This is a genomic window from Rathayibacter sp. SD072 (assembly GCF_017355185.1).
In the GTDB taxonomy this organism is placed as follows: domain Bacteria; phylum Actinomycetota; class Actinomycetes; order Actinomycetales; family Microbacteriaceae; genus Rathayibacter.
On the sequence record NZ_JADILJ010000054.1, the window covers coordinates 1 to 23,349 of the forward strand.

The window sequence follows — 23,349 nt, forward strand, 5'->3', positions numbered from 1 at the left end:
GCTCACCAGCCGTCGGGACCGGCGCTCCCCGCCGCGTACTCCTCGAGCGGAGCAGCGCCGTCGGCCCAGTGCGCGAGCACCGGGGTCACGATGCGCCAGCACTGCTCGGCCACGTCGCCCGGCACCGAGAGCAGGGTGTCGCCCTGCAGGATCCCGGCGAGCACCTGCGCATAGGCGTCGAGGGTCGCGGCGCCGGGCTCGGCCCGCAGCGTCGTGCGTGCGAGGCCGGTCGGGTCGTCGGCGCTGGTGACGAGCAGGTCGAGGGCGACGTCGCCGCCCGCGAGCGACATCCTCAGCACCGTCCCCTCGCCGGCCTCGGCCGAGCGGAGGCCGCGGGGCGGCGTCGCGGGGCGGAAGTGCACGGCGACCTCGGAGCGCGGGTCGCCGATCGCCTTGCCGGAGCGCAGGACGAACGGCACGCCCGCCCAGCGCGGCGTGTCGACCTGCAGCAGCAGCTGCGCGAGCGTCTCGGTGCCGGCGTCGGGATCGACGTCGGACTCGTCGACGTAGGAGGGGAGGAGCCGGCCATCGATGCGCCCCTCCGTGTAGCGGGCCCGTCGAGCCGTGTCCGGGTCGTCGCGCCAGAGCCGGACCGCACCGAGCACCTCGGCCATCCGCGCGTGGACGTCCTCGGGCGAGACCTCGTCGGGGCGCTCCATCGCGGTCAGCGCCAGCACCATCAGGAGGTGGCTCTGCAGCATGTCCCGCAGCGCTCCGGTGCCGTCGTAGAACTTCGCACGCCCCTCGATGCCGAGGGTCTCGTCGTAGACGATCTCGACCTTCTCGACGTGCTCGGCGCTCCAGCCGGCCTCGAGCAGAGCGTTGCCGAAGCGCAGGCCCAGCATCCCCATCACGGTGGCGTTGCCGAGGAAGTGGTCGACGCGCCAGAGGCGGTCCTCCGGGATCACCGCCGCGAGAGCGGCGTTCAGCGCGACGGCGTCGTCGAGGTCCTCGCCGAACGGCTTCTCGATCGCGACGACGAGATCCTCGGGCAGCTCGATCGCGGCCAGCGACTCCGCGACTGCGTGGCCCATCGCGGGCGGGAGGGCGACGTAGAGCACGGGTGTCGTGGGGCAGGCGTCGAGCAAGGCCGTCAGCTGCTCGGGATCGGAGGCGTCGGTCGCGACGAAGCGGGCCCGCGAGACGAGGTCGTCGACGGTGCTCGCCGCGATCCCCGCGTCCTCGAGGCTGCGGCGCACGAGCGCCTGCCACTCCTCGTCGCTCTGCGGCGTCCGGGCGGCTCCGATGAGGGTGATCTCCGAGTCGCGCGCGAGCTCGGCGACGCGGCCCAGCCCCGGCAGCAGCAGCCGCTCGGTGAGGTCGCCTCCCGCGCCGAGGATCGCGACGGTGCGCCGCGTCCGCCCGAGTGCGGTGGCTTCGGGGATCCCGATCTGCTCGGTCATGATGTCTCCTCCTGTGCGTCCTCCCTCACGGTATGGGACGGGTCTGCGCTGTTCCTCCGTGCCTCCTCCGCGCCTCCTCCGCGCACGCTCCGCCCGCGGTCCCGCCGCCGCCGCCGAGCGCCTGTGCCGAGGGAACCCCCGACCGTCGAGGGAACCCGCATCTGCGGGCTCCCTCGACCGGCCGGGGTTCCCTCACCGCGCGGCCGGGCGCGCTAGCGTCGCTCCCGACGGCGGGGACCGCCAGGGGGGAAGGTCCGCATGCTCGAGGAGTCCGACCGGGAGCTGATGCGGGTCGTGTCCCGCTACCTGAAGCGCGTCGAGGCGCTCGCCGCCACCGAGCAGACGGCCGAGCGCACCCCGCTCGGCGACGCGGTGAGCGAGCACCTCGGCACCGATGCGACGACGCTCGCGGTGACCACCGAGGAGGTCCTGCCGCACCGCCTGGTCGACGCCGACCTCGCCCTCGATGCGCTCGGAGGAGCCGGGGCGTCGGTCCTGGGCGTCGGCGGCGGCGAGCAGCGGTTCCACTCCTCCATCGGCGAGATGCTCGGCAACCCGCACACCCGCTTCGCCCCGGGCCCCGTGACCTACGCCACCCGCGCGACCGGTCCCCTGACCGACCGCCGCGTGATCGCGTTCGGCGTGCGGCTCCTCCGCGTCGAGGGCGTGCCGTTCGCGGTGCTGCAGCGCGATGCGATGCCGCAGACCGGGCGCGAGACGGCGTCGCTCGAGATCCTCTCGGCCGACGAGGACGCCGTGCCCGCGTTCGTCCGGCGCCTGCACGCTCTGATGGTCGAGCACAGCGTGCTGCGCGGCCAGGTGCTGTCGTTCGCCGGCTCCGAGTTCGGGCGCCACGCGGGTGCGACCTTCCTGCCGCGGCCCGACGTCGCGGCGGGCGACGTGGTGCTCGAGGACGGCGTGCTCGAGTCCGTCGTCGACCACGTCGTGGGCATCGGCGAGCACCGCGACGAGCTGCTCGCGGCGGGCCAGCACCTCAAGCGCGGGCTGCTGCTCTACGGCCCTCCCGGCACCGGCAAGACGCTGACCGTGCGGCACCTGCTCGCCCGCACCCCGGGCACGACGGCGGTCGTGCTCACCGGATCGAGCATCCGGTTCATCGGAGCCGCGGCCGAGATCGCGCGGACCTTCCCGCCGGCGCTGGTCGTCCTCGAGGACATCGACCTCGTCGCGATGGAGCGCGCGCACAGCCCGCAGCCGCTGCTCTTCGAGGTGCTCGACGCCCTCGACGGCCTCGACGGGGACGCCGACGTGGCCTTCGTGATGACCACCAACCGCGTGCAGGTCCTCGAGCGCGCTCTCGCCGCCCGACCGGGCCGGGTCGACCTCGGCGTCGAGATCCCGCTGCCGGGTCCCGACGCCCGCCGCCGCCTGTTCCGCCGGTACGCCGCCTCCCTCCCGTTCAGCGAGGCGGCCCTCGACGCCGCGGCCGAGCGCGCGGAGGGGACCACCGGCTCCTTCGCCAAGGAGCTGATGCGCCGCAGCGTGCTCGCGGCGGCCCTGCGCGGGGCGGCTCCGACCGACGACGACCTCGCCGCGGCGCTCGACACCCTGCTCTCGTCGGCGGAGTCGCTGACGCGGCTGCTGCTCGGCAGTCCGGGCGAGCGCGGCGAGGCGCCAGAGGAGGGCGATGCGCCCGACGGGAGCGGCACCGTCGACGGGAGCGGCACCGTCGACGGGAGCGGCACCGTCGACGGGAGCGGCACCGTCGACGGGAGCGACACGTACGAGGACGGCGTCGTCACGACCGCCGCCCAGCACGCGTCCCCCGGCATGAGCAGCCACTACTCGGTCTCGTACGAGCCGGACCAGGGCGTCTGAGCCCCACCCGCCGCGCTAGCAGCACCCGCCCCGCGCAGCCAGTCCCTGCGCGGGGCGGGCGATCGTGGTCGACTGCTCGGACACGTCCCCGCTCGAAAGCCGGTCCCATGCTCTCCCTCGTGTACGCCAGCCGCGCCACCGCCCCGTTCGACGAGGCGCACCTCGCGTCGCTCCTGCAGCAGAGCCGCGCCGACAACGGGCGCGTCGATCTCACCGGCATGCTGCTGTACCGCGACGGCCGCTTCCTCCAGGTGCTCGAGGGGCCCGACGACGCGGTGCAGGAGCGGATGGACGCGATCGCCCACGATCCCCGGCACGAGTCGATCCGCATCCTGCTGAAGGAGTCCACGACCGAGCGCCTGTTCCCCGAGTGGTCGATGGCCTACGCCGCCGTCCCCGACGCCGAGGGCCAGCCCGAGGGCTTCCGCACCACGTTCGAGGACCTCGCCGGCGACCGCGACACGAGCATGACCCTGCCCGCCCTGCGCGAGCTGGTCCGCTGGTTCCAGGAGCGCCCCGCGGCCTGAGCCTCCGCCGGCCCTGGCATGCTCGAGGGGTGGGGATCGGAGCGGACGGCGGCGAGCTGCGACGACTGCAGGAGCAGCACCGCACGCTGCTGCACCGGCACTCCCCCGAGGTCGCGGATGCGGAGTGGGCCCTCGTGCGCGATGCGGTGCTCGCCGTGCTGACGGACGAGGACCTTTGGGGTCTCTTCCCGGAGGCGCCGGCTGACGAGTACCTGCCCGAAGCGGTCGACCTCGCCCGGCTCCTGCTCCAGGACGGCGCCTGCCTCGGTCTGCACGTGCGGACCTGCTGGGCGGCGCTGTTCGACTCGGTGCTCGACATCGAGGTCGCCGATCGTCTCGCGGAGCGGATCACGGCGGAGGTGCGGGCGGCGATCGCCCTCGCGCCGGCACCCTCCGCGGACCCCGTTCGCGAGGCCGCAGCCGAGTTCCTCCTCGGCGGCTGCCCGCCCCGTCACGTCGTCGCGACGGCCGTCGAGCAGGTGGCGGCGGGGGTTCCGGGCGAGCGGTTGCTGGCTCTCGCCTCCCTCTACTCCGACGCGTCGGTCTGGGAGGTGCTCGACGCCCTGAACGCGGCCTTCGCGGAAGCGGGGGAGCCTGATCTCGTCGAGGGCAGCGACGAGACCGCGATCCTCGCGCTGCGCTCGGCGTGCCGCCGCTTGCTAGCGGGCGGGATCGACGCGTACTCGCTCGGGTCCTGGGCGGGTTCGCGCGTCGGCTTCCTCGGCCCCACGGTCACGGCACCGATCACCCTCCTCGGCGACGACCTCCACGTCGTCGACGCCGACGATCCCGGGCCTGGCCCGGCGGCACTGCTCGACGCCGACCTCCGCGCCGTCGCCTTCCTCCGCGCGACCGCCTGACCACCCGTTCCGGCCCGCTGTCGGGCTCCTGTCGAGTCCCTCCGCTCTGCTCCTCCGCCACGGATCACGGACCGCCCCCATCCGTCACGAACGGCGGCCTCGCACCCCCGGGGACCACCGTCCCTGACGGATCACGCCCCGCCGGACCCCGTCCAGGCGGCGCCCTCACCCCCAGCCGAGCTCGGCCAGCGCCTCCCGTGCGTCGCGGCGCGGCGAGTACGGCACCTCGACGCCCCGCACCAGCCGGTAGTCCGTGTCGCCCGGCCCCACCCAGAGCACGCTGTCGGAGTCGGTGGCCGAGCCCAGCGCCGCGCGGATCGCCTCCGCGGGTTCCGCGATCTCGCGCACGTCGCTCCCGTCGCGCGCCCCGTCGAGCAGCGCGCGCCGGATCCGCGCCGGGTCCTCCGACCGCGGGTGGTGATCGGTGACGACGACCACGTCGGCCCCCTCCGCCGCCGCCCGCCCCATCGGCCCGCGCTTGGACGGATCCCGGTCGCCGTCGGCTCCGAGCACCACGATCACGCGCCCCGGGGTCACCTCGCGCAGCGCCGCCACGGTCTTCTCGATCGAGTCGGGCGTGTGCGAGAAGTCGAGGTACACCCGAGGCCCGCGCTCGCCCGACACCAGGAGAGACCGCCCCGGCACCTGCGCGTCGATGCCGTCCCGCACAGCCTCGGCGAGCGCCGCGAACGGGTGCCCGGCCGACAGCAGCATCACCAGGGCGAGCCCCGCATCCGCCGCCATGTGCCGGCCGACCAGGGGGACGGAGGTGGTCAGCGACCCGTCGGGCCCGCTGAGCCGGAACACGGTGCGCTCGGATGTCGACGCGAGCACTTCGACCCGCCAGTCCGCGTCCCCGAGGGACGAGACGGTGACCACCGGCACCTCGGCGAGGTCGCGCATCCGCTCGCCCGCCGGCGAATCCAGCAGCACCACGGCGCGCTCCGACAGCTCCGGACGCAGCAGCCGCGCCTTCGCCCGCAGGTACTCGTCCATGTCCGCGTAGTCGTCGAGGTGGTCGTGGCTGAGGTTCGTGAAGCCTGCGACCTCGAAGCGCATCCCGTCGACGCGGTGCCGCGTGAGCGCCTGCGCGCTGACCTCGAGTGCGGCGGCGTCGACCCCGTCCTCGACCATGCGCGCGAGCAGCGCGTGCACCTCCGGCGCCTCGGGGGACGTGAGCCGGCTCGCGATCTCGACGGGGCCGCTCCGCCGTGTCGCCGTCGAGCTGTGCCCGACGCGCAGCCCGAGCTGCTCGAGCACCGCCGTGAGCAGGTGCACGGTCGTCGTCTTGCCGTTGGTCCCGGTGACGCCGAAGAGCGGCGGGCGGGCGGAGTCGGTGCCGTAGACCCGCGCGGCGACGGGCCCCAGCACCCGGCGCGGATCCGGAGCGACGAGCACGGGCAGACCGTCGACCCGCCGCCGGCCGTCCTCGTCGGTGAGCACCGCGACGGCCCCCGCCGCCCGCGCCCGCTCGACGAAGTCGGCACCGTGAGCGCCCCGGCCCGGCAGCGCGGCGAACAGGCCGCCCGGCTCGACCTCGTGATCGCTGACGGTGACGCTGGTCACCCGGACGTCGGGGCCCTCGAACCGCAGACCCGCGGTCGCGGCGAGCTCCGAGAGCAGCGCCCCCGCCGCGCGGCGCGGACGGAGGAACGAGAAGTCCGGCACCGCGCCCCTTGCCTGGTCAGGGGCCGCATCCGCCCGGCCCGTGCTGCCGATCGTAGGAAACAGGCCGCCCCCGGTGAAGACAGTTGACGCAGCGCAGCGCATCCCCTACAGGAAGTCGATGTACGAGCCGAGCTCCTTCGCCCGCGCGACATCGGAGCGCGATTCCTCGGCGGTGGGCGTGGGCACCTGACGTGACGCGTTCAGCGTGTCGGTCCGGTCGTCGAGGTCCTGACCGCACTCGGACAGGTCCGAGACCGCCGCCGTCGGGTGCGAGGAGCGCACCGAGAGGGGCACGCCGAGCCCGACGACGAGCATCACCTGCGACCGGGGAGCGGGCGTGGCCGCATCGTCGAGCGTGACGGTGCCCATCCTGTTGTGGTGAGCGAGGGCCATCGAGTAGCGGACCACGGCGGACGCGGTCGCGTCCTCGAGCAGGAGCGAGCCGCCGGTATGGGAGAGGGTCATCATGGGGTCATCCTTCGGTCGACGTCCCCCGAAACGACGTTCAGGGCACCGGGGACCGGAATGCGATCCTTCGAGCCTACGTCGCGCTCCTGCCCTCGCGCGGAGGTCGCGGGATCCCGTTGTCGGGTTCGAGTCTCCTCCCCAGGGCGATCCGGGGGACCGATCGCCCCGTTCCGGCGTCGAGCACCGTCCGGTGTCGGTGGTCCCTGGTTCAATACGCGTATGGCAGAGATCGGAACAGCGGAGGCGGCCCTCACGCGGGTGCACGAGTACGGAGACGAGGCGTCCCGACTCGCGCGCTCCGCAGCGCCCGTGCTCCTCGCCGCCGCCGAGGCGCTGTACGCGGGGTACCGCGCGGCCCTCGCCTGTCCGGAGGCGTTCTCGCGCGGCGGTGCAGGCGGAGGCGGTGCAGGCGCGGCCCGCAGCGAGGCGGCAGACCTGGTCGAGCGGTCGATCCGCGCCGAGTTCGCGGTCGCGCTCGGTGTCTCCGAGCGCGTCGCCTCGCGGGAGCTGGAGCAGGCGCAGCTGCTCACCGAGGACCTTCCCCGCACCCGTGCGGCTCTCGCTGCGGCTCGGATCCGCTGGGAGGCCGGGCAGGTGATCTGCTCCGCCGCCGCCACTCTGCCCGTGGCCTCGCTCGCAGCCTTCGACGAGCGCGCCGCGGAGGTCGCGGTGTCGATGACGCCGACCCAGCTGCGGCGCGCGGTGGCGCGGCTCCGAGAGGAGCTGCACGAGCAACCGCTCGCCGACCGCCACGCTCGCGCCCGCGACGACCGGTCGGTGCGGATCACTCCGGAGCTCGACCGCATGGCGACGCTGTCGGCGCATCTGCCGGCCGCCGCGGCCGTCGGCGCGTTCCACCGCCTGGACCGCATCGCCCGCTCCCTCCGCGACGGCGACGGTTCCGTCAGCGGAGACGGGCGCACTCTCGCTCAGCTCCGCGCCGACGCGCTCACCGATCTGCTCTGCGACGGCGACGTCTCGGGCACCACGCCCGTCGACGGCGACTCGGCCGCCGATCCGACCTTCGTGCCGGGGATCCGAGCGGAGGTGCGGTTGACGCTCTCGGCGAGCACCGCTGCCGGGCTCGACGACCACCCCGCCGACCTCGACGGCTACGGACCCGTGCCTGCCGCCGTCGCGCAGCGGCTCGCGGGCCCGGGACCGACGTTCACCTGCGTCACGGCAGCACCGGGCACGGGCACGGTCCTGGACGTCGGGCGCACCCTCCGGGTTCCGCCTCCGCGCATGCGCCTGCTCCTGCAGCTGCGCGACCGGACCTGCCGGTTCCCCGGCTGCACCCGTCCCGCGTCCACCGCCGAGGCCGACCACACCCTCGAGTGGCGCCACGGCGGCACGACCGCCGTGCACAACCTCGCCTCCCTGTGCGTCGCGCACCACCACGTCCGCCACGGCGACCGGTGGACCTACGCCCTCCATCCCGACGCGGTCGCCGACTGGACCACTCCCACCGGCCGCCGGGTCACCACCCGGCCGGCGCCTCTCCCCGGAGGACCGCCCGAGCCGACCCCTCGGCCGCGGTTCGTCGACCCGCCGGCGCCGTTCTGAGGCGCGTCGCCCCGCGCCGATGCGCTGCACCTGCGCGACGCCGTACTGCCCACAGACCCGGCCACGTCACGGCCCCGCGCAGCTCCGTCAGGCCCTGCCGCTGCGACACGCCCTGCCGCTCCCACGCACGCGGTCACCCCGTGCCGTCCCGCCGCGCACCGCTCGCTCGGCACCTGACCCGCTACTCCCCCGTCGGCCGCCGCCGCTGCTTCTTCGTCGCCGACCGCTGCTGCTTGGCGGCGGCGTGCCGCCGGGCCGACCCCCGCGTCGGCCTGGTCGGTCGGCGCGGAGCCGCCGGCGGTGCCAGCGCCGAGCTCACCAGCCCGCGCAGCTGCTCGAGCGCCACCTCGCGGTTCCGCAGCTGCGACCGCTGCTCCGACACCGTCACGGTCAGCGTCCCCGAGACCAGCCGCCGCTCCAGCCGCTCGAGGATCCGCTCCCGCTGCGACTCGTCCAGCACCGCGGATGCCGCCACGTCCCACGTCAGCTGCACCCGGCTGTCCGACGTGTTCACGTGCTGCCCGCCCGGCCCCGACGACCGCGAGAACCGCCACTGCAGCTCCGACGCCGGGATCGTCAGACCGCGGCCGACCTCGAGATCCACCACGAACACCGTCCTCGTCCCCCGGCCGCTCCCACGACAGCAGCGACTCCTCCGTTCACGCTATCCGGCGCTCCCGGAACACAGCCCTCCCGGTGGTCCTGTGCTCACGCCGGGACGGGCGCGAGGTCCCTCCGGGGCGCGATGGCGGGGAACGACGGCACCTGGCCGCCGGCCAGGGTCTCGAGGACCCGCACGACCTGGCAGCTGTAGCCGAACTCGTTGTCGTACCAGACGTAGAGCACGACGCCGTCCTCAGTCGCGATCGTCGCGAGGCCGTCGACCACGCCCGCATGGCGGGAGCCGAGGATGTCGGTGGAGACGATCTCGGGCGACTCGAGGTAGTCGATCTGGCGGCGCAGCGGCGAGTCCAGGGAGGCGCGGCGCAGGTGCGCGTTGATCGCGTCCCTCGTGATCGGCCGTTCCGTGCGCAGGTTCAGGATCGCCAGCGACACGTCGGGCGTGGGCACCCGGATCGAACTGCCCGTCAGCCGCCCCTCCATCTCGGGCAGGGCCTTCGCGACCGCCGTCGCCGCTCCGGTCTCGGTGATCACCATGTTCAGCGCCGCCGACCGGCCGCGACGATCGCCCGCGTGGAAGTTGTCGATCAGGTTCTGGTCGTTGGTGAACGAGTGCACCGTCTCGACGTGCCCGCTGCGCACCCCGACGAGGTCGTGGACCGCCTTGAGGATCGGCGTGATCGCGTTCGTCGTGCACGACGCGGCCGACACGATCCGGTCGTCGGCGCTGATCGCGTCGTGGTTGATGCCGTGCACGATGTTCTTCAGCGATCCCTTGCCCGGCGCGGTGAGCAGCACCTGCCGGGCGCCCGGCGACTCCAGGTGCCGTGCCAGCCCTGCCTCGTCGCGCCAGTGGCCCGTGTTGTCCACGATGATCGCGTCCTCGATCCCGTGGGCGCGGTAGTCGATGCTCGCCGGGTCGTCGGAGTAGAGGAACTTCAGCAGCGTGCCGTTGGCGAGGATCGTGTCGTTCTCCTCGTCCACCGTGATCGTGCCCGCGAACGGGCCGTGCACCGAGTCGCGCCGGAGCAGGCTCGCGCGCTTGCGCAGATCGTCCGCCGATCCGCGGCGCACCACCACCGCGCGCAGCCGCAGGGTCGAGCTCGGCCCGCCCCGTTCGATCAGCAGGCGCGCCACCAGGCGCCCGATCCGCCCGAACCCGTAGAGGACCACGTCCCGCGGCCCGTCCCCGACCCGCGGCACCCCGCCCACGACCGCGGCGAGCTGCTCCCGGAGGAACTCCTCCAGCGGCCCCGACCCCTCCCGCGTGCGGAACAGGAACGCCAGTTGCGCGACGTCGATCGAGGCCGCCCCCAGCTCGAGCTGCGTCAGGACCCGCAGGATCGGCAGCGTCTCGGCCAGCGACAGCTCCGACTCGTCCAGATGACGGGCGAACCGGTGCGCCTTGAGCAGCTCGATCGTCGATCGGTTGATCAGGCTCGTCCCGTGCAGCGACGTCACCACCCCTCGCCGGCGGTAGAGGTCGCCGATCAGCGGGATCATCGTCTCGGCGAGCGCCTGACGGTCCTCCCACGTCGCGGCCTGCAGCTGGTGGTCGATCAGGTTCACTCGGGGCTCCTGGAGGGTCTCGCGGGCGCCGGAGGGTGCGGCGTCCCGGTGGCGTCGAAGGGCCGCCGGGGAGTCGCGCTCCGCGGGCGGCTGCCGGAATCCGCTCCGATCGGCGTGGGCATCAGCGTCATCGCGAGTCCTCGTCGAGCAGTGGAGCGGGTCTCTCCGAGCCTGTCGCAGAGAGGCGGGCAGGTGCGGGCGCGAGCCATCGTAAGAACAGGCCTTTTTACGCTCCCGTCAAACCTCGCGCCGACTCGACCCCCACGCCGCGCCTCAGCACTGGAGCACCACCGCGCCGTAGTGCGTCCCCGCGCCCGTCCCGACCAGCAGCAGCGACTCCCCCTCCTGCGCCCGCGCGCGATGCAGCGCCAGCGGCAGAGCGGAGCCGATCGTGTTGCCGACCTCGGGCAGCGTGACCACCATCCGCTCGCGCCCCCACAGCCGCGCCATGCCCTCGAGCCCCGCGCCGCTCGTCTGGTGCGGCACCACGCGGTCGATGCCCGGGAGGCCCGAGCCGAGCCCCGGCCGCACGGTCTCGAGGAACGCCGGGAAGTGCCGCAGCGCGTCGATCAGCAGCCGGATCCCGTCCATGTCGAAGCGGAAGTCCCCGAGCCGGTCCGCCGCCTCCTCGATCCGGATCCGCGAGCCGAACCCGCGGATCTCGGCGTGCGCCACTCCGCTCGTGCGCGTCGCGAAGCGCGACGTCGTGATCCCCTGCCCCGGAGTCGCTGCGCGCCCCACGACGACGGCCGCGGCCGCATCGCCGATCAGCAGGGCGCTCTCCGGCTGGCCGAGGTCGATGCCGCGGCTGCCGCCCTCCGTCGACACGATCAGCACGCGCTCGGCGCGGTGCGTCGCGAGCAGGAACCCCGCCTCCTGCAGCGCGAAGAGGAACGAGAGGCAGGTGGCGTTCAACGAGTACGCCGAGACGTCGGTCATGCCCAGTCCGGCGGCGAGCAGCGCGCCCCCGTCGGGGATCGCCTGCAGCTGCGTGCCCGACGCGTTCAGCACGACGTCGATGTCGCCCGGCTCGAGCTCGGCCGCGGCGAGCGCCCGGCGCGCCGCCAGCAGCCCCAGCTCGAGCGGGTCCTCGTCGTCCGCGAGCCAGTGCCGCGTCACGACTCCGGTGCGGCGGATCGCCTCGTCGACGTCCAGACCGCAGAGCCCGGCGATCTCGGCGGTCGGCACGACGCGCCGAGGCAGCGCCTCTCCGGTGCCCAGGAGCCGGACGGGGAGCACATCGGACACGGTCGCGTCCCTCCTGCGAGACCCGCCGAAGGGTCGCCGCTCCCCCTGTATAGCGGGGATGCGCCCTCCGTGCTCGTTAGGGTGGAGCGGTCACGGCAGGAGGGGGTCCGCGTGGATTTCTGGGTCGTCGTGCCCCTCTTCGACGAGGAGAAGCTGCTCCGGGGCACCCTCGACGCCCTCGCGGCGCAGACCGACCAGGACTTCACCCTGCTGCTCGTCGACAACGGCAGCACCGACCGCTCGCGCGAGGTCATCGCCGCGTTCGCCGCCGAGCGTCCGGAGCGGCCCGTGCTCACGATCGACGAGCCGCAGAAGGGCACCGGAGCCGCCTCCGACACCGGCTTCCGGCACGCGATCGCGCACGGCGCGAGGGTCGTCGCGCGCACCGACGCCGACTCGCTGCCGGACGAGCACTGGGTCGAGCTGCTGAAGGCCGACTTCCGCGCCGGCTTCCGCTTCGTCGGCGGACGCGTCGCGCCGCGCACCGACGAGCCCGACTACCGCTGGTACGACGGAGTGATCGGCACCGCTCTCATTCGCATCCTCGAGCGGGCGCCCGGCGTCGTCTACCGCCGACCGGGCCAGCGCTACCGGATGTTCATGATCGCCGGCCTCAACCTCGCCATCGACGCCGAGCTCTACCTCGAGGTCGGCGGCTTCCCGCGCTCGAGCATCGACGACACCGACGAGGACCTCGAGCTGCACCTGAAGGTCTGCCGGGTGATCCCGGGCTCGCAGGCGAGGCTGAACCGCCGCGCGATCGTCCGCTGCTCGATCCGCAAGGGCAAGGCGCTCGGCTACCTCGGGATCCTGCTCTGGTACTGGGGCCGCAAGAAGGGCCTGGAGGTCGTCGATGTCCGCTGAGCGTGCACCAGGCCCCCGCCGCGTCCTCGTCACCGGCGCCACCGGCTTCCTCGGCGGCCACGCCGTGCGCGCGTTCCTCGCCGAGGGCGACGAGGTCATCGCCTCCGGCCGGAACGCCCCCGCCCTCGAGCGCCTCGCCGCCGCCGGAGCCGAGACGATCGCCGCCGACCTCGCCGACCTCGCGACGCTCCCCGTCCGCGCCGACGTGCTCGTCCACTCCGCCGCCCTGTCGAGCCCGTGGGGCCGCTGGAGCGACTTCCGCGAGGCGAACGTCGCGGGCACGGAGGCGATGGTCGGCCTCGCCGAGCGCGCCGGCATCCCGCGCATCGTCTTCGTCTCGTCGCCGAGCATCTACTCGGCCCGCCGCCACCAGCATCTGGTGCGCGAGGACCAGTTCGACCCGGACAGCCGGATGAGCCTCTACATCCGCAGCAAGATCGAGGCGGAGCAGGTGCTGCAGCAGGCTCTCGCAGCCGGGCGGATCCGCGAGCTCGTGATCCTCCGTCCGCGCGGCCTGATCGGCGTCGGCGACCCGAGCCTGATCCCCCGCTTCGTCGCCGCGAACCGCCGCCGCGGCATCCCGCTCTTCGACGGCGGCCGCAACGTCGTCGACGTGACGTGCGTCGAGAACGCCGCCCGGGCGCTGGTCCTCGCCACCGGCACGGAGCACGCCCACGGCAGCGTCTACAACATCACCAACGGCGAGCCGACCCCGTTCGGCGACCTGCTCCGCGCCTTCTTCGCCGCGATGGGCGAGGAGCCCCGCTTCCTCACCGTCGATCTGCGCCTCCTGACCGCTCTGGCCGAGGTGCTCGAGCGGGTCTTCGCGAGGCTGCCCGGCAGCGCCGAGCCGCCCTTCACCCGCTACACCGTCGCCACCCTCGCCTACGCGCAGACGCTCGACATCTCGCGCGCCCGCGCCGAGCTCGGCTACGAGCCGACCGTGCCGCTGGCCGAGGGCATCCGCCGCGTCGGCGAGCACTACCGGGCCGCGTCCCGTGCCTGAGCGCGAGCCCGCCCTGCGCGTCTTCGCGTGCGGAGACACCACCTTCCCGCTCGCCCGCGTGTTCCGCGGCGAGGGCCTCCCCCGCCGCACCTTCCCCTCGTCCGTCTTCCTGTACTCGCACCCGAGCGGCCGCCGCGTGCTCTTCGACACCGGCTACCCGCCGTCCCTGCAGGGCACCGGCCCCGTCGGCGCCCTCTACCGGCGGATCCTGCCGGCGCGCGTCACTCCCGCCGAGACGATCGACGCCCGGCTGCGCTCCGAGGGGCTCGAGCCCGACGACATCGACGTGGTCGTGCTCTCGCACCTGCACCCCGACCACCTCGGCGGACTGCGGTACTTCCCGAACGCGACGCTCGTCCTCTCGCGCGGCCAGCTCGAGCGGATCGAGCGCAGCCGCCTCACCGACGGCGTGTTCTCGGCGCTGATCCCGCCCTGGTTCGCCGACTCCGAGCGCCTCGTCGTCGACGAGCAGCCCGTGGTCACCGTCGCCGGAGTGAGCGGCGCCGACCTCTTCGGCGACGGCCGGTACGTGGTGGCCCCGCTCCCGGGCCACGCCCTCGGCCACCTCGGCGCGCTCGTCGAGGGCCGGTTCCTGCTCGCCGGCGACGCCGCCTGGGGCCGCGAGTCCCTGGAGTGGTCCGACCGCCTGCGCCCGCTCCCCCGCCTCATCAGCGACGACCCCGCGGCCCACCACCGCACCTCCGAGCAGCTGCTGCGCCTCGAGGCGTCGGGCCTCACCCTCTGCTTCAGCCACGACGCGTACCCGTCGCGAGTGCTGCTCGACTGAGCGCCGGTGCCGATGCACCGTGCCCGGATGATCCCCACCCCCGTCGCTCGCCCGCGGATCCGGAGAAATCAGCCGGACTCGAGGCTGCAGACCTCGCTTCTGCGGGGAGAGCGGTTCGCAACCGAGGGTGAGAGCTGTTCACGCGTGCCTCGGAGGCCGGATCCGCGGTTCCCTCCTCGGCAGCGAACACCTTCAGCGGCGCTCCGTCCCCCTCGAGGGTTCGAGAGTCGCGTTCCGGCACTCCTCCTCGAGGCGGGATCGCCGTGCCGCAGCTCAGCCCGGGAAGTCCTCCGGCCAGCCGCGCTCCGCGAGCGAGCGTCGCACGCGCTCGACGTCGGCGTCCGACGGCAGCTCCGAGGTGACGCGGGCGATCGCCGCCGCCACGTCGATCCGACTCGCGGGCAGCGCGCCCTCGGCGTCGAGCCCCGCGGCGACCTCCGCGACCTCCTCGTCGGTCAGCCGCCGGCGCAGCAGCGCCACGAGCGGCACGAAGTCCTGCTCGGGCAGCCCCGCCGGGTAGCCGGCGCGCAGCCAGCGCACGATCCGGGTGACGAGTCCGACCGGCGGCGCGTCCGCCTCCGGCAGCCCGAGCGGCCATCCCGCACTCGCGAGACGGACGGAGACGCGCACCAGGTCCTCGGGCAGCGCGGGACCCAGCAGCATCTCCTCGATGCGGAGCCGGAGCCGCGCGCGATCCAGCGGCACCCCCGCCGCGGACGCCCGGGACGCGTCGAGCACCAGCCGCTCGACGACCTGCTCGACCTCGTCGGGCGTGAGGCTGCGGCGCAGGATGCCCAGCAGCGGCACGTAGTCCTGCTCCGGGACGCCGGCCGGGTAGCCCGCCCGCAGCCAGCCGACGACGCGGGCGACGAGACCGCCCTCGGTCACCTGCTCGCTCATGCTCAGTCCTTCGGGACGAAGACGGGGATCACGTGCGTGAAGTCGACCTCCTGGCCGAAGCCCGTGGCGAGGATGATGCTCAGCCCCACGACCACCGCGAGCACGACGATCGCGAAGCAGGCGACTCCGAGCACGCGCAGCAGCGGCACGGGGAGGCGCGGCTGCTCGCCGGAGGCACCGCCCGCGACCGCGAACGAGCGGACGCCCAGCGCGAAGAGGACGGGCAGGCCGGCCCCGAGGAGGACGGCGACGAGCGCCACCTGACCGGCGGCCTCGAAGAACAGTGCGAGCACGGTGCTACTCCTCAGATCTCGGGGGGGTCAGACGTTCAGGGTCTCGGGCGACGGGCGGCGGGAGTCCTGCCACTCGTCGTTGACGTTGTGCGAGCCGATCGCGTCGCGGCGCGAGCGGACGTAGATCAGCACGGCCACCGCGACGAGGATCGCCGCCATCAGCACTCCGCCCAGCGCCCCGCCCGCGAGGTGGCCGATCCACCACATCACCGCGCCGACGAGCCCGGCGGCGGGCAGCGTGATCACCCAGGCGATCACCATCCGCAGCGCCACGCGCCAGCGCACCTGGGCGCCGGGGCGTCCGACGCCGGAGCCGAGGATCGAGCCGGTCGCGACGTGCGTGGTCGAGAGGGCGAAGCCGAGGTGGCTGGAGGCGAGGATGACCGCGGCCGACGAGCTCTCGGCCGCCATGCCCTGCGGGGTGTCGATCTCGACGAGGCCCTTGCCGACGGTCCGGATGATGCGCCAGCCGCCGATGTAGGTGCCGAGCGAGATGGCGAGGGCGCAGCTGAGCTTGACCCAGAACGGCACCGAGCCGGTGTCGCTCCAGCCGCCGGCCGCGATCAGCGCCAGCGTGATCACTCCCATGGTCTTCTGCGCGTCGTTCGTGCCGTGCGCGAGCGAGACGAGGGACGCGCTGCCGATCTGGCCGATGCGGAAGCCGTGGTCCAGGCTCTTCGAGGCCAGGTTGCCGACCACCTTGAAGACCAGCCAGGTGCCGATCGCCGCGACCGCTCCGGCGAGCACGGGCGACATCAGCGCCGGCAGGATCACCTTGCCGACGACACCGTCGAGCTTCGAGCCGTCGCCGGCCCAGTTGACCCCGTCGACGCCGAGGCCGGCGAGCGTCGAGCCGATCAGCCCGCCGAAGAGGGCGTGCGACGAGCTCGACGGCAGTCCCAGCAGCCAGGTCAGCAGGTTCCAGATGATGCCGCCGATGAGCCCGGCGAGCACGATCAGCAGCAGAGCGGATCCGCCGCCCTCGAGCAGCGCCGGGTCCGGTGCGCCGGACGAGTCCTGGATCTTCACCACCGCGTTGGTGACGGTCAGCGCCACCTCGATGCTGAGGAACGCACCCACCAGGTTGAGGGACGCGGAGAGTGCGACGGCGACCTTCGGCTTCAGCGCACCGGTCGCGATGGACGTGGCCATCGCGTTGGCGGTGTCGTGGAAGCCGTTGGTGAAGTCGAACGCGAGAGCGGTGACGACGACCAGGACGAGCAGAACGAAGGGATCCACGCAGGAATGATGCGCCTGCCGGAGGGCCGTGTGGCGACCTCACCGGATGTATTTACCGGCTATTCACTTTCGCCGTCGGCGTGGCGCGCAGAACCTCGGCCAGGAGGGGTCGTCGCGCTCGATCGTGGCTGACGAGCACTCCTGGCCGAGGTTCTGCAGAGACCTGCGGAGATCAGTGCCCGGACGGCAGCGGCGGAGTCAGGTCCGGAGTGTGCTCGGGGTCGGAGTCGACGACGGGCTCGTCCTCGTGCGGCGCGCTCGGCAGCGGCGGAGTGAGGTCGGGGGTCCGCTCCGGGTCGGTGTCCGGCGCGGCGACCGCGACCGGAGCCGCGTGCTTCGGCTCGTTCGTGGAGGTGCCCCGCTCGGCCGACTCCGCCTTCTTCGCGGCCTTGGCCTGCTTGCGCTGCAGCTTCTCGGTCTGCTCGGCGAGCTTCCGCGCCTTCTTGCGCAGCTTCTTGCTGGAGTCGCGCACCGCGTCGTGCGCCGCGCGGACCGACTTCTCGGCCTTCTTCAGAGCCTTCTTCGCCCGCTTCTCGGCCGCCTTGTCGCTGCCGGCCTTGCCGCCCTTGGTCTGCGCCATGGTGTCGTCCTCCGCTCGTCGGCCTCGACGGGCCGTCCTCCCCTTACGGTACCGAGCCGGTCCCGTAAGGCGCCTGCACGAGTCGGCGGGTGACGGTGGCGCGCCGCGTCGGATCCGGCGTACAACTGCGGCATGACCGATCGACTCTCGCCCCGCGCGTTCCGCGCCGTCCCCGGGACCGAGGACTGGCGCGTCGTCGGCGACGGAGCGCGAGCCTGGTTCCCGACACGCTCCTTCGCCGACGGCGCGGCCCTCGTCGCCGCCGTCGCGGAGATCGCCGAGGCCGCGGACCACCACCCCGACGTCGATCTGCGCTATGGAGGCGTCGCCGTGCGCCTGATCAGCCACGACGTCGGCGACATCAGCGGCCGCGACGCCGCACTGGCCGTCCGCATCTCTGCCGCCGCCCGCGAGCTCGGACTCAGCGGCGCCCCGTCCCTCGTGCAGAGTCTGCAGATCGCGATCGACGCGGTCGACGTGGAGGCGGTGCGTCCGTTCTGGCGGGCCGTGCTCGGCTACTCCCCCGTCGAGGACGCCGACCTCACCGACCCCCGGGCCCTGAGCCCGAACGTCTGGATCCAGCGGATCGCCGCCCCGCGCCCCGAGCGCAACACGATCCACCTGGACCTCTACGTCCCCCGCGACGTCGTCGAGTCGAGGATCGCCGCCGCACTCGCCGCAGGAGGCCGCATCGCGAACGGGGACCACGCGCCCGAGTGGTGGACGCTCGCCGACCCCGAGGGCAACGAGGTCGACGTGGCTCCCTGGCGCGACGACAGCGAGTGGGGCGACTGAGCCGGAACCCGCGGGCGTCTGGGAGTCGCGTTCGAGAGTCGCGCGCGCTCGGAGTGAGCACGGCAGTCTGGACGCATGGTCTTCTCCTCCGACCCCACCGGCTTCCTCGGCACGCACGGTCAGCGGCGCCCGATGCGCGGCCCCCGGCGCGACCGCTGGATGTGGTGGCGCCTGGGCGCGGGCGTCGCCGCCACCGTCGGCGGGCTGATCGCCCTGCTGGTGTTCACCGGCGGGTCGTACTAGACCGGGCCCGCAGAACGGGTCCGAAGGCGAGGCCTCTCGAGGGAGGGGCTTGACTGCTGAGCACTCTCCCAGGTCGAATCCCGAGCACCTCGGGTAATCTGGAGGGTCGTACGGCGCGGAAGACCGCGGCCGTGACGGTTCCCCAGCCCCAGCAGCGCCCCGCCCCAGCGCTGCGAACGACCCGGAAACTCTGACTGCATGCACCACGAGGATCTCGCCCCGACCCCTTCCCCCCGGGGAGTCGGGCAGACCGACAGCTCCACCGCTCTGCCGACCCGGCGCCTGCTGCGCGCCCAACAGGAGGCCCAGCGGACCGCCGGACGTCGCGCCTCCCGCCGACCGTCGAAGCCCCGCGCCTCCGCCATGGCGGCCATGACGTTCGTCGTCGGCATCGCGGTCACCACGACCATGCCGGCCTTCGCCGTCGAGGGCGCCTCCGACCCCGAGGTCGTGCGCGACACGACGAGCGCCGTGGCGGCCGCGCGCCCGCAGAGCTTCGTCGCGGCCGGCGCCGTGCAGCACACCGTCACCCGCGACGCCTTCGCCGCCGAGGCGAAGCCCGAGGTCCTCGTGCCCACCGAGTCGCTCGACGCGATCACCGCCGGAGCGGGCGAGTCGACCGCCGCCGCGGACGGCGCGTCCGGCAGCTGGATGATCCCGGTGTCCGGTCGCATCAGCAGCAGCTACGGCCCACGCCCCGACGCTCCGGTCTCGGGCGTCAACCTGTCCCACAAGGGCACCGACCTCGCCGCCTCGTGCGGCACCCCGATCGTCGCGGCGTCGGGCGGCGTCGTCGAGGAGTCGACGTACTTCGGCACCTACGGCAACTGGATCCTGATCGACAACGGGGGCGGCATCGAGACCGGCTACGCCCACAACAGCGAGCTCCTCGTCGACGTCGGCGACACGGTCGCCGCCGGCGACGTGATCGCGCTCCTCGGGAGCACGGGCGCCTCCTCCGGCTGCCACCTGCACTTCGAGACCCGCGTCGACGGCGAGGCGGTCGACGCCGTGCCGTTCATGAGCGCGCTGGGCGTGCCGCTGGGCTGACGCCGCCTCGACCAGGGGCTCTCGGCTCAGGGCCGGGCCGCGGAGTCGCCGGGCCCCGGACTCAGGGCGCGGGCACCGCCCGCGGACCGGTCGACACCGCCCCCGACCAGTGCGCATCGGCCGGATCCGTCGTGACGACGATGCGGGCATCCTGGTCGACCGCGATCCGCATCGTCCCGCCACCGCCTCCGCCGCCCTCGCCGCGCGTCGTCCCCTCGTCGAACACGCACGTCGAGCTGGACGTCATCAGTCCCTCGACCTCGACCGTCACCTCGGCGTCGGCGGTGTCGCATGCGACCGACAGCCGGATCGAGAGCGGCTCGCCCGTCAGCCGCACGGTCTGCGGCTCGGGCGCCCCGACCTGATCGGTCCAGGTGATCGCGGCCGTCTCCCCCTCCGGCAGGTCGACCGGGCCGAGCGGAGCGGGCGTCGATCCGGTCGTCGGCGCCGTCGTCGATCCGGTGGTCGGCGCCGTCGTCGATCCGGTGGTCGGCGCGGTCGTGGCCGTCGGAGGCGTCGCTGCGCCCTCCTGGGACGGCGCCGTGCAGGCGCTCATCGCGAGCACCGCGAGCATCGCCGCGGTCGTCGTTCTCCTCGTCACCATTCCGGCTCCCCCTGTCCGTCTCGGTCCCTCCGGTCTACCCGAGACGCCCTGCGCGTGGAGTGCTCTCTGCGGCCCTTGCCAGGGTCGGCTGCGACTCGGTGGGGAGCCGCCGGAGAAGCGACACGGAGCCGGCACCCAGAAAACCGAGTAACACTTGGGAGTGAGTCGAAGGGCGTCCGTGAACGAGCACGGAGCCGGACTCGCCGGCCCCGCCGACCCCTTCGCTCGTCGAGCAGGAGGTCACCATGTCCACCACCCAGCCGTCCACCGCCCAGCGCTTCACCGACCGCGTCGTCCTCATCACCGGCGGCGGATCCGGACTCGGCCGCGCCAGTGCCGTCCGCCTCGCCGAGGAGGGCGCGCGCCTCTCCCTCGTCGACATCTCCGAAGAGGGCCTCTCCGCCACCGTCGAGGCCGTGACCACCGTCGTCCCCGACGCGGAGGTCCTCACCGTGACCGCCGACGTGTCGCAGGAGGAGGACGTCGACGCCTACGTCGCCGCCACCCTCGAGCGCTTCGGCCGCATCGACGGCTTCTTCAACAACGCCGGCATCGAGGGCCGGCAGAACCTCACCGAGGACTTCACCGCCGCCGAGTTCGACAAGGTCGTCGCGATCAACCTGCGCGGCGTGTTCCTCGGCCTCGAGAAGGTGCTGAAGGTCATGCGCGAGCAGGGCTCCGGCATGGTCGTGAACACCGCGAGCGTCGGCGGCATCACCGGCATCGGCAACCAGTCCGGCTACGCGGCCGCCAAGCACGGCGTCGTCGGCCTCACCCGCAACTCCGGCATCGAGTACGGGCAGTACGGCATCCGCATCAACGCGATCGCCCCCGGCGCCATCTGGACCCCCATGGTCGAGAACTCGATGAAGCAGCTCGACCCCGAGAACCCGCGCAAGGCGGCCGAGGAGTTCATCCAGGTCAACCCGACCAAGCGCTACGGAGAGGCCGCCGAGATCGCCTCGGTCGTCGCGTTCCTGCTCTCGGACGACGCCGCCTACGTCAACGCGGTCGTCCTCCCCATCGACGGCGGCCAGTCCATCAAGTACTGAGCAGGCGGGGTGCGCCGCGCGTCGGGGGAGAATGAGTCCATGAATCCCACCGGGAGCTTCCGCGCCGCGCGCGACACCCTGCTCCAGCACCGCACCGACGCGGCCGCCGCGACCGAGGCCTTCCGCTGGCCCGACGTCGGCCCCCGCTTCAACTGGGCCGTCGACTGGTTCGACGCGATCGCGATCGGCAACGAGCGGACCGCGCTGTGGATCGTCGAGGAGGACGGCTCGGAGCAGAAGGTCTCGTTCGACGAGATGCGCTGGCGCTCGGACGAGGTCGCCACCTGGCTGCACTCGGTCGGCGTGGAGCAGGGCGATCACGTGATGCTCATGCTGGGCAACCGGGTCGAGCTCTGGGAGTCGATGCTCGCGATCATGAAGCTGGGCGCCGTCATCCTGCCCACCACGACGCTCCTCTCGCCGGCCGACCTGGCCGACCGCCTCGAGCGCGGCGAGGTCGCGCACGTGATCGCCGACGTCTCCGAGACCGCGAAGTTCGACGACGTGGAGGGCGGCTTCGGCCGCATCTCGGTCGGCGGGGCCGTCGACGGCTGGCTCGACTTCGCCGACTCCGCGGAGCCCTTCGGCATCAGCCCGGCGGTGGTCGTCGAGAGCACCGACCCGTGCCTGATCTACTTCACCTCGGGCACGACCTCCCGGCCCAAGATGGTCGTCCACACGCACGAGTCCTACCCCGTCGGGCACCTGAGCACCATGTACTGGCTGGGCGTGCAGCCCGGCGACGTCCACTCGGCGATCAGCTCCCCCGGCTGGGGCAAGCACGCGTGGAGCTGCTTCTTCGCGCCGTGGAACGCCGAGGCGACGGTCTTCGTCTACAACTACAGCCGCTTCTCGGCCACCGCGCTGCGCGAGCAGCTCGACCGCGCCGGCGTCACCACCTTCTGCGCCCCGCCGACCGTGTGGCGGATGCTGATCCAGTCCGAGCTCGGCGCGAAGCCGCGTGCGCTGACCGAGATCCTGTCGGCCGGCGAGCCGCTGAACCCCGAGGTCATCGCCACCATCGAGCGCGGGTGGGGACTCGGGATCCGCGACGGCTACGGCCAGACCGAGACCACCGCGATCATCGCGAATCCGCCCGGCTCCGAGATCGTGCCGGGGGCGATGGGCCGCCCGCTGCCCGGAGTCGCGATCGCGCTGATCGACCCGCTCACGGGCGAGAGCGCGTCGACCGGCGAGATCTGCCTCGACCTCTCGACCGAGCCCGTGAACCTCATGTCGGGGTACCACGCCGACGAGGAGCGCACGGCGCTCGCCCGCGCCGACGGCTACTTCCACACCGGCGACGTCGCCGTGCGCGCCGTCGACGGCACCATCACCTTCGTCGGCCGCACCGACGACATCTTCAAGTCCTCCGACTTCAAGATCTCGCCGTTCGAGGTCGAGAGCGTGCTGCTGCAGCACCCCGCCGTCGCCGAGTCGGCGGTCGTGCCCGCTCCGGACGCCGTGCGCCAGAGCATCGTGAAGGCCTATGTCGCGCTCGCCGAGGGCTGGGAGCCCACCGCCGAGACGGCCGCCTCGATCTTCGCCCACACCCGCGAGGTGCTCTCGTCCTTCGAGCGCGTGCGGCGCCTCGAGTTCGCGGAGCTCCCCAAGACCATCTCGGGCAAGATCCGCCGGGTCGAGCTGCGCGAGCGCGAGCAGGCCGCCTTCGACCGCGGCGAGGAGCTCACGACGGAGTGGCGGAGCGACCGGATCTGACCGCGCCGGTCGGAGCCCGGCGTTCCCCGAGTCGTGCGGCGGAGCCGCGACTCGATCCCATCCGGAACCACGCGGCGAGCGCCGGCGTCCCGCGCCAGCGGAGGAAGTCGCGGTCCAGGGCCGGGACGCCGCGGTAGCCGGAGGCGCGCGCGATCTCCTCGAGCGCGCCGAGGCGGTGCGGAGTGCTCGCCATCAGGACGGTCGCGAGCTCGAGGCGGCGCTGGGCGAGGAGCTCGTCGAGCGGGAAGCCGTAGAAGCGGCGGAACCGCACGCGCAGGGTGAGCGCCGGCACGTGCAGCTCGGCGGCGAGGCCGGCCGGACCGAAGTGCCGATCGGCGTAGCGCTCGTTCACGAGCGCGGCCGCGGCGACGGCGAGCAGATCGGGTCGGCGGGCCGGAGGGCGGCGGCGGAACGATGATCGGCGGGCCCAGCAATCCGCGTTGCGCCT

Annotated in this window: 24 protein-coding genes; 12 read left to right on the forward strand and 12 right to left on the reverse strand. The window is 73.5% G+C overall.

Annotated elements, in window-relative coordinates; genetic code table 11:
- Positions 1-2: 2 nt before the first annotated feature.
- Positions 3-1,403, reverse strand: coding sequence for a glucose-6-phosphate dehydrogenase (locus tag IOC53_RS16355; RefSeq protein ID WP_207407375.1), 1,401 nt, complete (start codon positions 1,401-1,403; stop codon positions 3-5).
- A gap of 258 nt (positions 1,404-1,661) precedes the next feature.
- On the opposite strand from IOC53_RS16355, the gene IOC53_RS16360 reads away from it, so the two are divergent.
- The 3 genes from IOC53_RS16360 to IOC53_RS16370 all read left to right on the forward strand — a co-directional run bounded on the left by IOC53_RS16360 (position 1,662) and on the right by IOC53_RS16370 (position 4,629).
- Positions 1,662-3,242, forward strand: a complete 1,581-nt coding sequence (locus IOC53_RS16360; protein WP_207407378.1) for an ATP-binding protein — start codon at positions 1,662-1,664, stop codon at positions 3,240-3,242.
- Between the two features lie 107 nt (positions 3,243-3,349).
- Positions 3,350-3,769 (forward strand): BLUF domain-containing protein, encoded by a 420-nt coding sequence (locus IOC53_RS16365; protein ID WP_207407380.1) that lies wholly within the window; start codon positions 3,350-3,352, stop codon positions 3,767-3,769.
- A 29-nt stretch (positions 3,770-3,798) separates the two neighbouring features.
- Positions 3,799-4,629 carry a hypothetical protein gene (locus tag IOC53_RS16370; protein ID WP_207407382.1) on the forward strand — a complete coding sequence of 277 codons (831 nt, stop codon included), beginning with the start codon at positions 3,799-3,801 and terminating at the stop codon, positions 4,627-4,629.
- A gap of 165 nt (positions 4,630-4,794) precedes the next feature.
- Here IOC53_RS16370 and IOC53_RS16375 read toward each other — a convergent pair whose 3' ends face one another.
- Positions 4,795-6,297, reverse strand: a complete 1,503-nt coding sequence (locus tag IOC53_RS16375; RefSeq protein WP_207407384.1) for a Mur ligase family protein — start codon at positions 6,295-6,297, stop codon at positions 4,795-4,797.
- 105 nt (positions 6,298-6,402) lie between these two features.
- Positions 6,403-6,765, reverse strand: a complete 363-nt coding sequence (locus tag IOC53_RS16380) for a hypothetical protein (protein WP_207407385.1) — start codon at positions 6,763-6,765, stop codon at positions 6,403-6,405.
- 219 nt (positions 6,766-6,984) lie between these two features.
- Between IOC53_RS16380 and IOC53_RS16385 the strand changes: the two genes are divergently transcribed.
- A complete protein-coding gene (locus IOC53_RS16385) occupies positions 6,985-8,331 on the forward strand; it encodes an HNH endonuclease signature motif containing protein (RefSeq protein WP_207407386.1) in 1,347 nt (448 codons plus the stop codon).
- Between the two features lie 181 nt (positions 8,332-8,512).
- Here IOC53_RS16385 and arfB read toward each other — a convergent pair whose 3' ends face one another.
- From arfB to IOC53_RS16400, 3 genes are all read right to left on the reverse strand, one after another.
- The gene (gene arfB, locus IOC53_RS16390; RefSeq protein ID WP_207407409.1) at positions 8,513-8,935 is read right to left on the reverse strand and encodes an alternative ribosome rescue aminoacyl-tRNA hydrolase ArfB; all 423 of its coding nucleotides are present in this window, start codon (positions 8,933-8,935) and stop codon (positions 8,513-8,515) included.
- 104 nt (positions 8,936-9,039) lie between these two features.
- Positions 9,040-10,512, reverse strand: a complete 1,473-nt coding sequence (locus IOC53_RS16395) for a glyceraldehyde-3-phosphate dehydrogenase (protein ID WP_207407410.1) — start codon at positions 10,510-10,512, stop codon at positions 9,040-9,042.
- A 282-nt stretch (positions 10,513-10,794) separates the two neighbouring features.
- Entirely contained in the window at positions 10,795-11,769 is a 975-nt protein-coding gene (locus tag IOC53_RS16400; RefSeq protein WP_207407387.1) for a 3-oxoacyl-[acyl-carrier-protein] synthase III C-terminal domain-containing protein, read from the reverse strand.
- Positions 11,770-11,880: 111 nt separating this feature from the next.
- Here IOC53_RS16400 and IOC53_RS16405 point away from each other — a divergent pair, with 111 nt between their 5' ends.
- From IOC53_RS16405 to IOC53_RS16415, 3 genes are read left to right on the forward strand one after another with little or no spacing between them, the layout of a single operon-like run.
- The gene (locus tag IOC53_RS16405) at positions 11,881-12,633 is read left to right on the forward strand and encodes a glycosyltransferase (RefSeq protein ID WP_207407388.1); all 753 of its coding nucleotides are present in this window, start codon (positions 11,881-11,883) and stop codon (positions 12,631-12,633) included.
- Complete coding sequence (locus tag IOC53_RS16410) at positions 12,623-13,639, forward strand: NAD(P)-dependent oxidoreductase (protein WP_207407389.1); 1,017 nt, start codon at positions 12,623-12,625, stop codon at positions 13,637-13,639. Before IOC53_RS16405 ends, IOC53_RS16410 begins: the two co-directional genes overlap by 11 nt.
- Complete coding sequence (locus IOC53_RS16415; RefSeq protein ID WP_207407390.1) at positions 13,632-14,426, forward strand: MBL fold metallo-hydrolase; 795 nt, start codon at positions 13,632-13,634, stop codon at positions 14,424-14,426. Before IOC53_RS16410 ends, IOC53_RS16415 begins: the two co-directional genes overlap by 8 nt.
- 273 nt (positions 14,427-14,699) lie before the next feature.
- Here IOC53_RS16415 and IOC53_RS16420 read toward each other — a convergent pair whose 3' ends face one another.
- The 4 genes from IOC53_RS16420 to IOC53_RS16435 form a co-directional block, all read right to left on the reverse strand.
- The gene (locus IOC53_RS16420) at positions 14,700-15,326 is read right to left on the reverse strand and encodes a DUF3349 domain-containing protein (RefSeq protein WP_207407391.1); all 627 of its coding nucleotides are present in this window, start codon (positions 15,324-15,326) and stop codon (positions 14,700-14,702) included.
- Between the two features lie 2 nt (positions 15,327-15,328).
- The gene (locus IOC53_RS16425) at positions 15,329-15,619 is read right to left on the reverse strand and encodes a hypothetical protein (protein ID WP_207407394.1); all 291 of its coding nucleotides are present in this window, start codon (positions 15,617-15,619) and stop codon (positions 15,329-15,331) included.
- Between the two features lie 27 nt (positions 15,620-15,646).
- Entirely contained in the window at positions 15,647-16,858 is a 1,212-nt protein-coding gene (locus IOC53_RS16430; RefSeq protein ID WP_207407396.1) for an inorganic phosphate transporter, read from the reverse strand.
- Between the two features lie 172 nt (positions 16,859-17,030).
- Positions 17,031-17,438, reverse strand: coding sequence for a hypothetical protein (locus IOC53_RS16435; RefSeq protein ID WP_207407398.1), 408 nt, complete (start codon positions 17,436-17,438; stop codon positions 17,031-17,033).
- A gap of 132 nt (positions 17,439-17,570) precedes the next feature.
- Here IOC53_RS16435 and IOC53_RS16440 point away from each other — a divergent pair, with 132 nt between their 5' ends.
- The 3 genes from IOC53_RS16440 (at position 17,571) to IOC53_RS16450 (ending at position 19,526) form a co-directional block, all read left to right on the forward strand.
- The gene (locus IOC53_RS16440) at positions 17,571-18,233 is read left to right on the forward strand and encodes a VOC family protein (RefSeq protein WP_207407400.1); all 663 of its coding nucleotides are present in this window, start codon (positions 17,571-17,573) and stop codon (positions 18,231-18,233) included.
- Positions 18,234-18,308: 75 nt separating this feature from the next.
- Positions 18,309-18,476 carry a hypothetical protein gene (locus tag IOC53_RS16445; RefSeq protein ID WP_207407402.1) on the forward strand — a complete coding sequence of 56 codons (168 nt, stop codon included), beginning with the start codon at positions 18,309-18,311 and terminating at the stop codon, positions 18,474-18,476.
- A 198-nt stretch (positions 18,477-18,674) separates the two neighbouring features.
- Positions 18,675-19,526 carry a M23 family metallopeptidase gene (locus IOC53_RS16450; protein WP_207407404.1) on the forward strand — a complete coding sequence of 284 codons (852 nt, stop codon included), beginning with the start codon at positions 18,675-18,677 and terminating at the stop codon, positions 19,524-19,526.
- Between the two features lie 61 nt (positions 19,527-19,587).
- Here IOC53_RS16450 and IOC53_RS16455 read toward each other — a convergent pair whose 3' ends face one another.
- Positions 19,588-20,130, reverse strand: a complete 543-nt coding sequence (locus tag IOC53_RS16455) for a hypothetical protein (RefSeq protein ID WP_207407405.1) — start codon at positions 20,128-20,130, stop codon at positions 19,588-19,590.
- A gap of 245 nt (positions 20,131-20,375) precedes the next feature.
- Here IOC53_RS16455 and IOC53_RS16460 point away from each other — a divergent pair, with 245 nt between their 5' ends.
- Together IOC53_RS16460 and IOC53_RS16465 are read left to right on the forward strand one after the other, a co-directional pair.
- Entirely contained in the window at positions 20,376-21,182 is an 807-nt protein-coding gene (locus IOC53_RS16460) for a glucose 1-dehydrogenase (protein WP_207407406.1), read from the forward strand.
- A gap of 39 nt (positions 21,183-21,221) precedes the next feature.
- Positions 21,222-22,901, forward strand: a complete 1,680-nt coding sequence (locus tag IOC53_RS16465; RefSeq protein ID WP_207407407.1) for an AMP-binding protein — start codon at positions 21,222-21,224, stop codon at positions 22,899-22,901.
- Here the strand turns inward: IOC53_RS16465 and IOC53_RS16470 are convergent.
- On the reverse strand, positions 22,870-23,349 hold a 480-nt coding region (locus IOC53_RS16470; RefSeq protein ID WP_207407408.1), incomplete at its 5' end, for a helix-turn-helix domain-containing protein. The two genes, IOC53_RS16465 and IOC53_RS16470, sit on opposite strands and share 32 nt — an antisense overlap.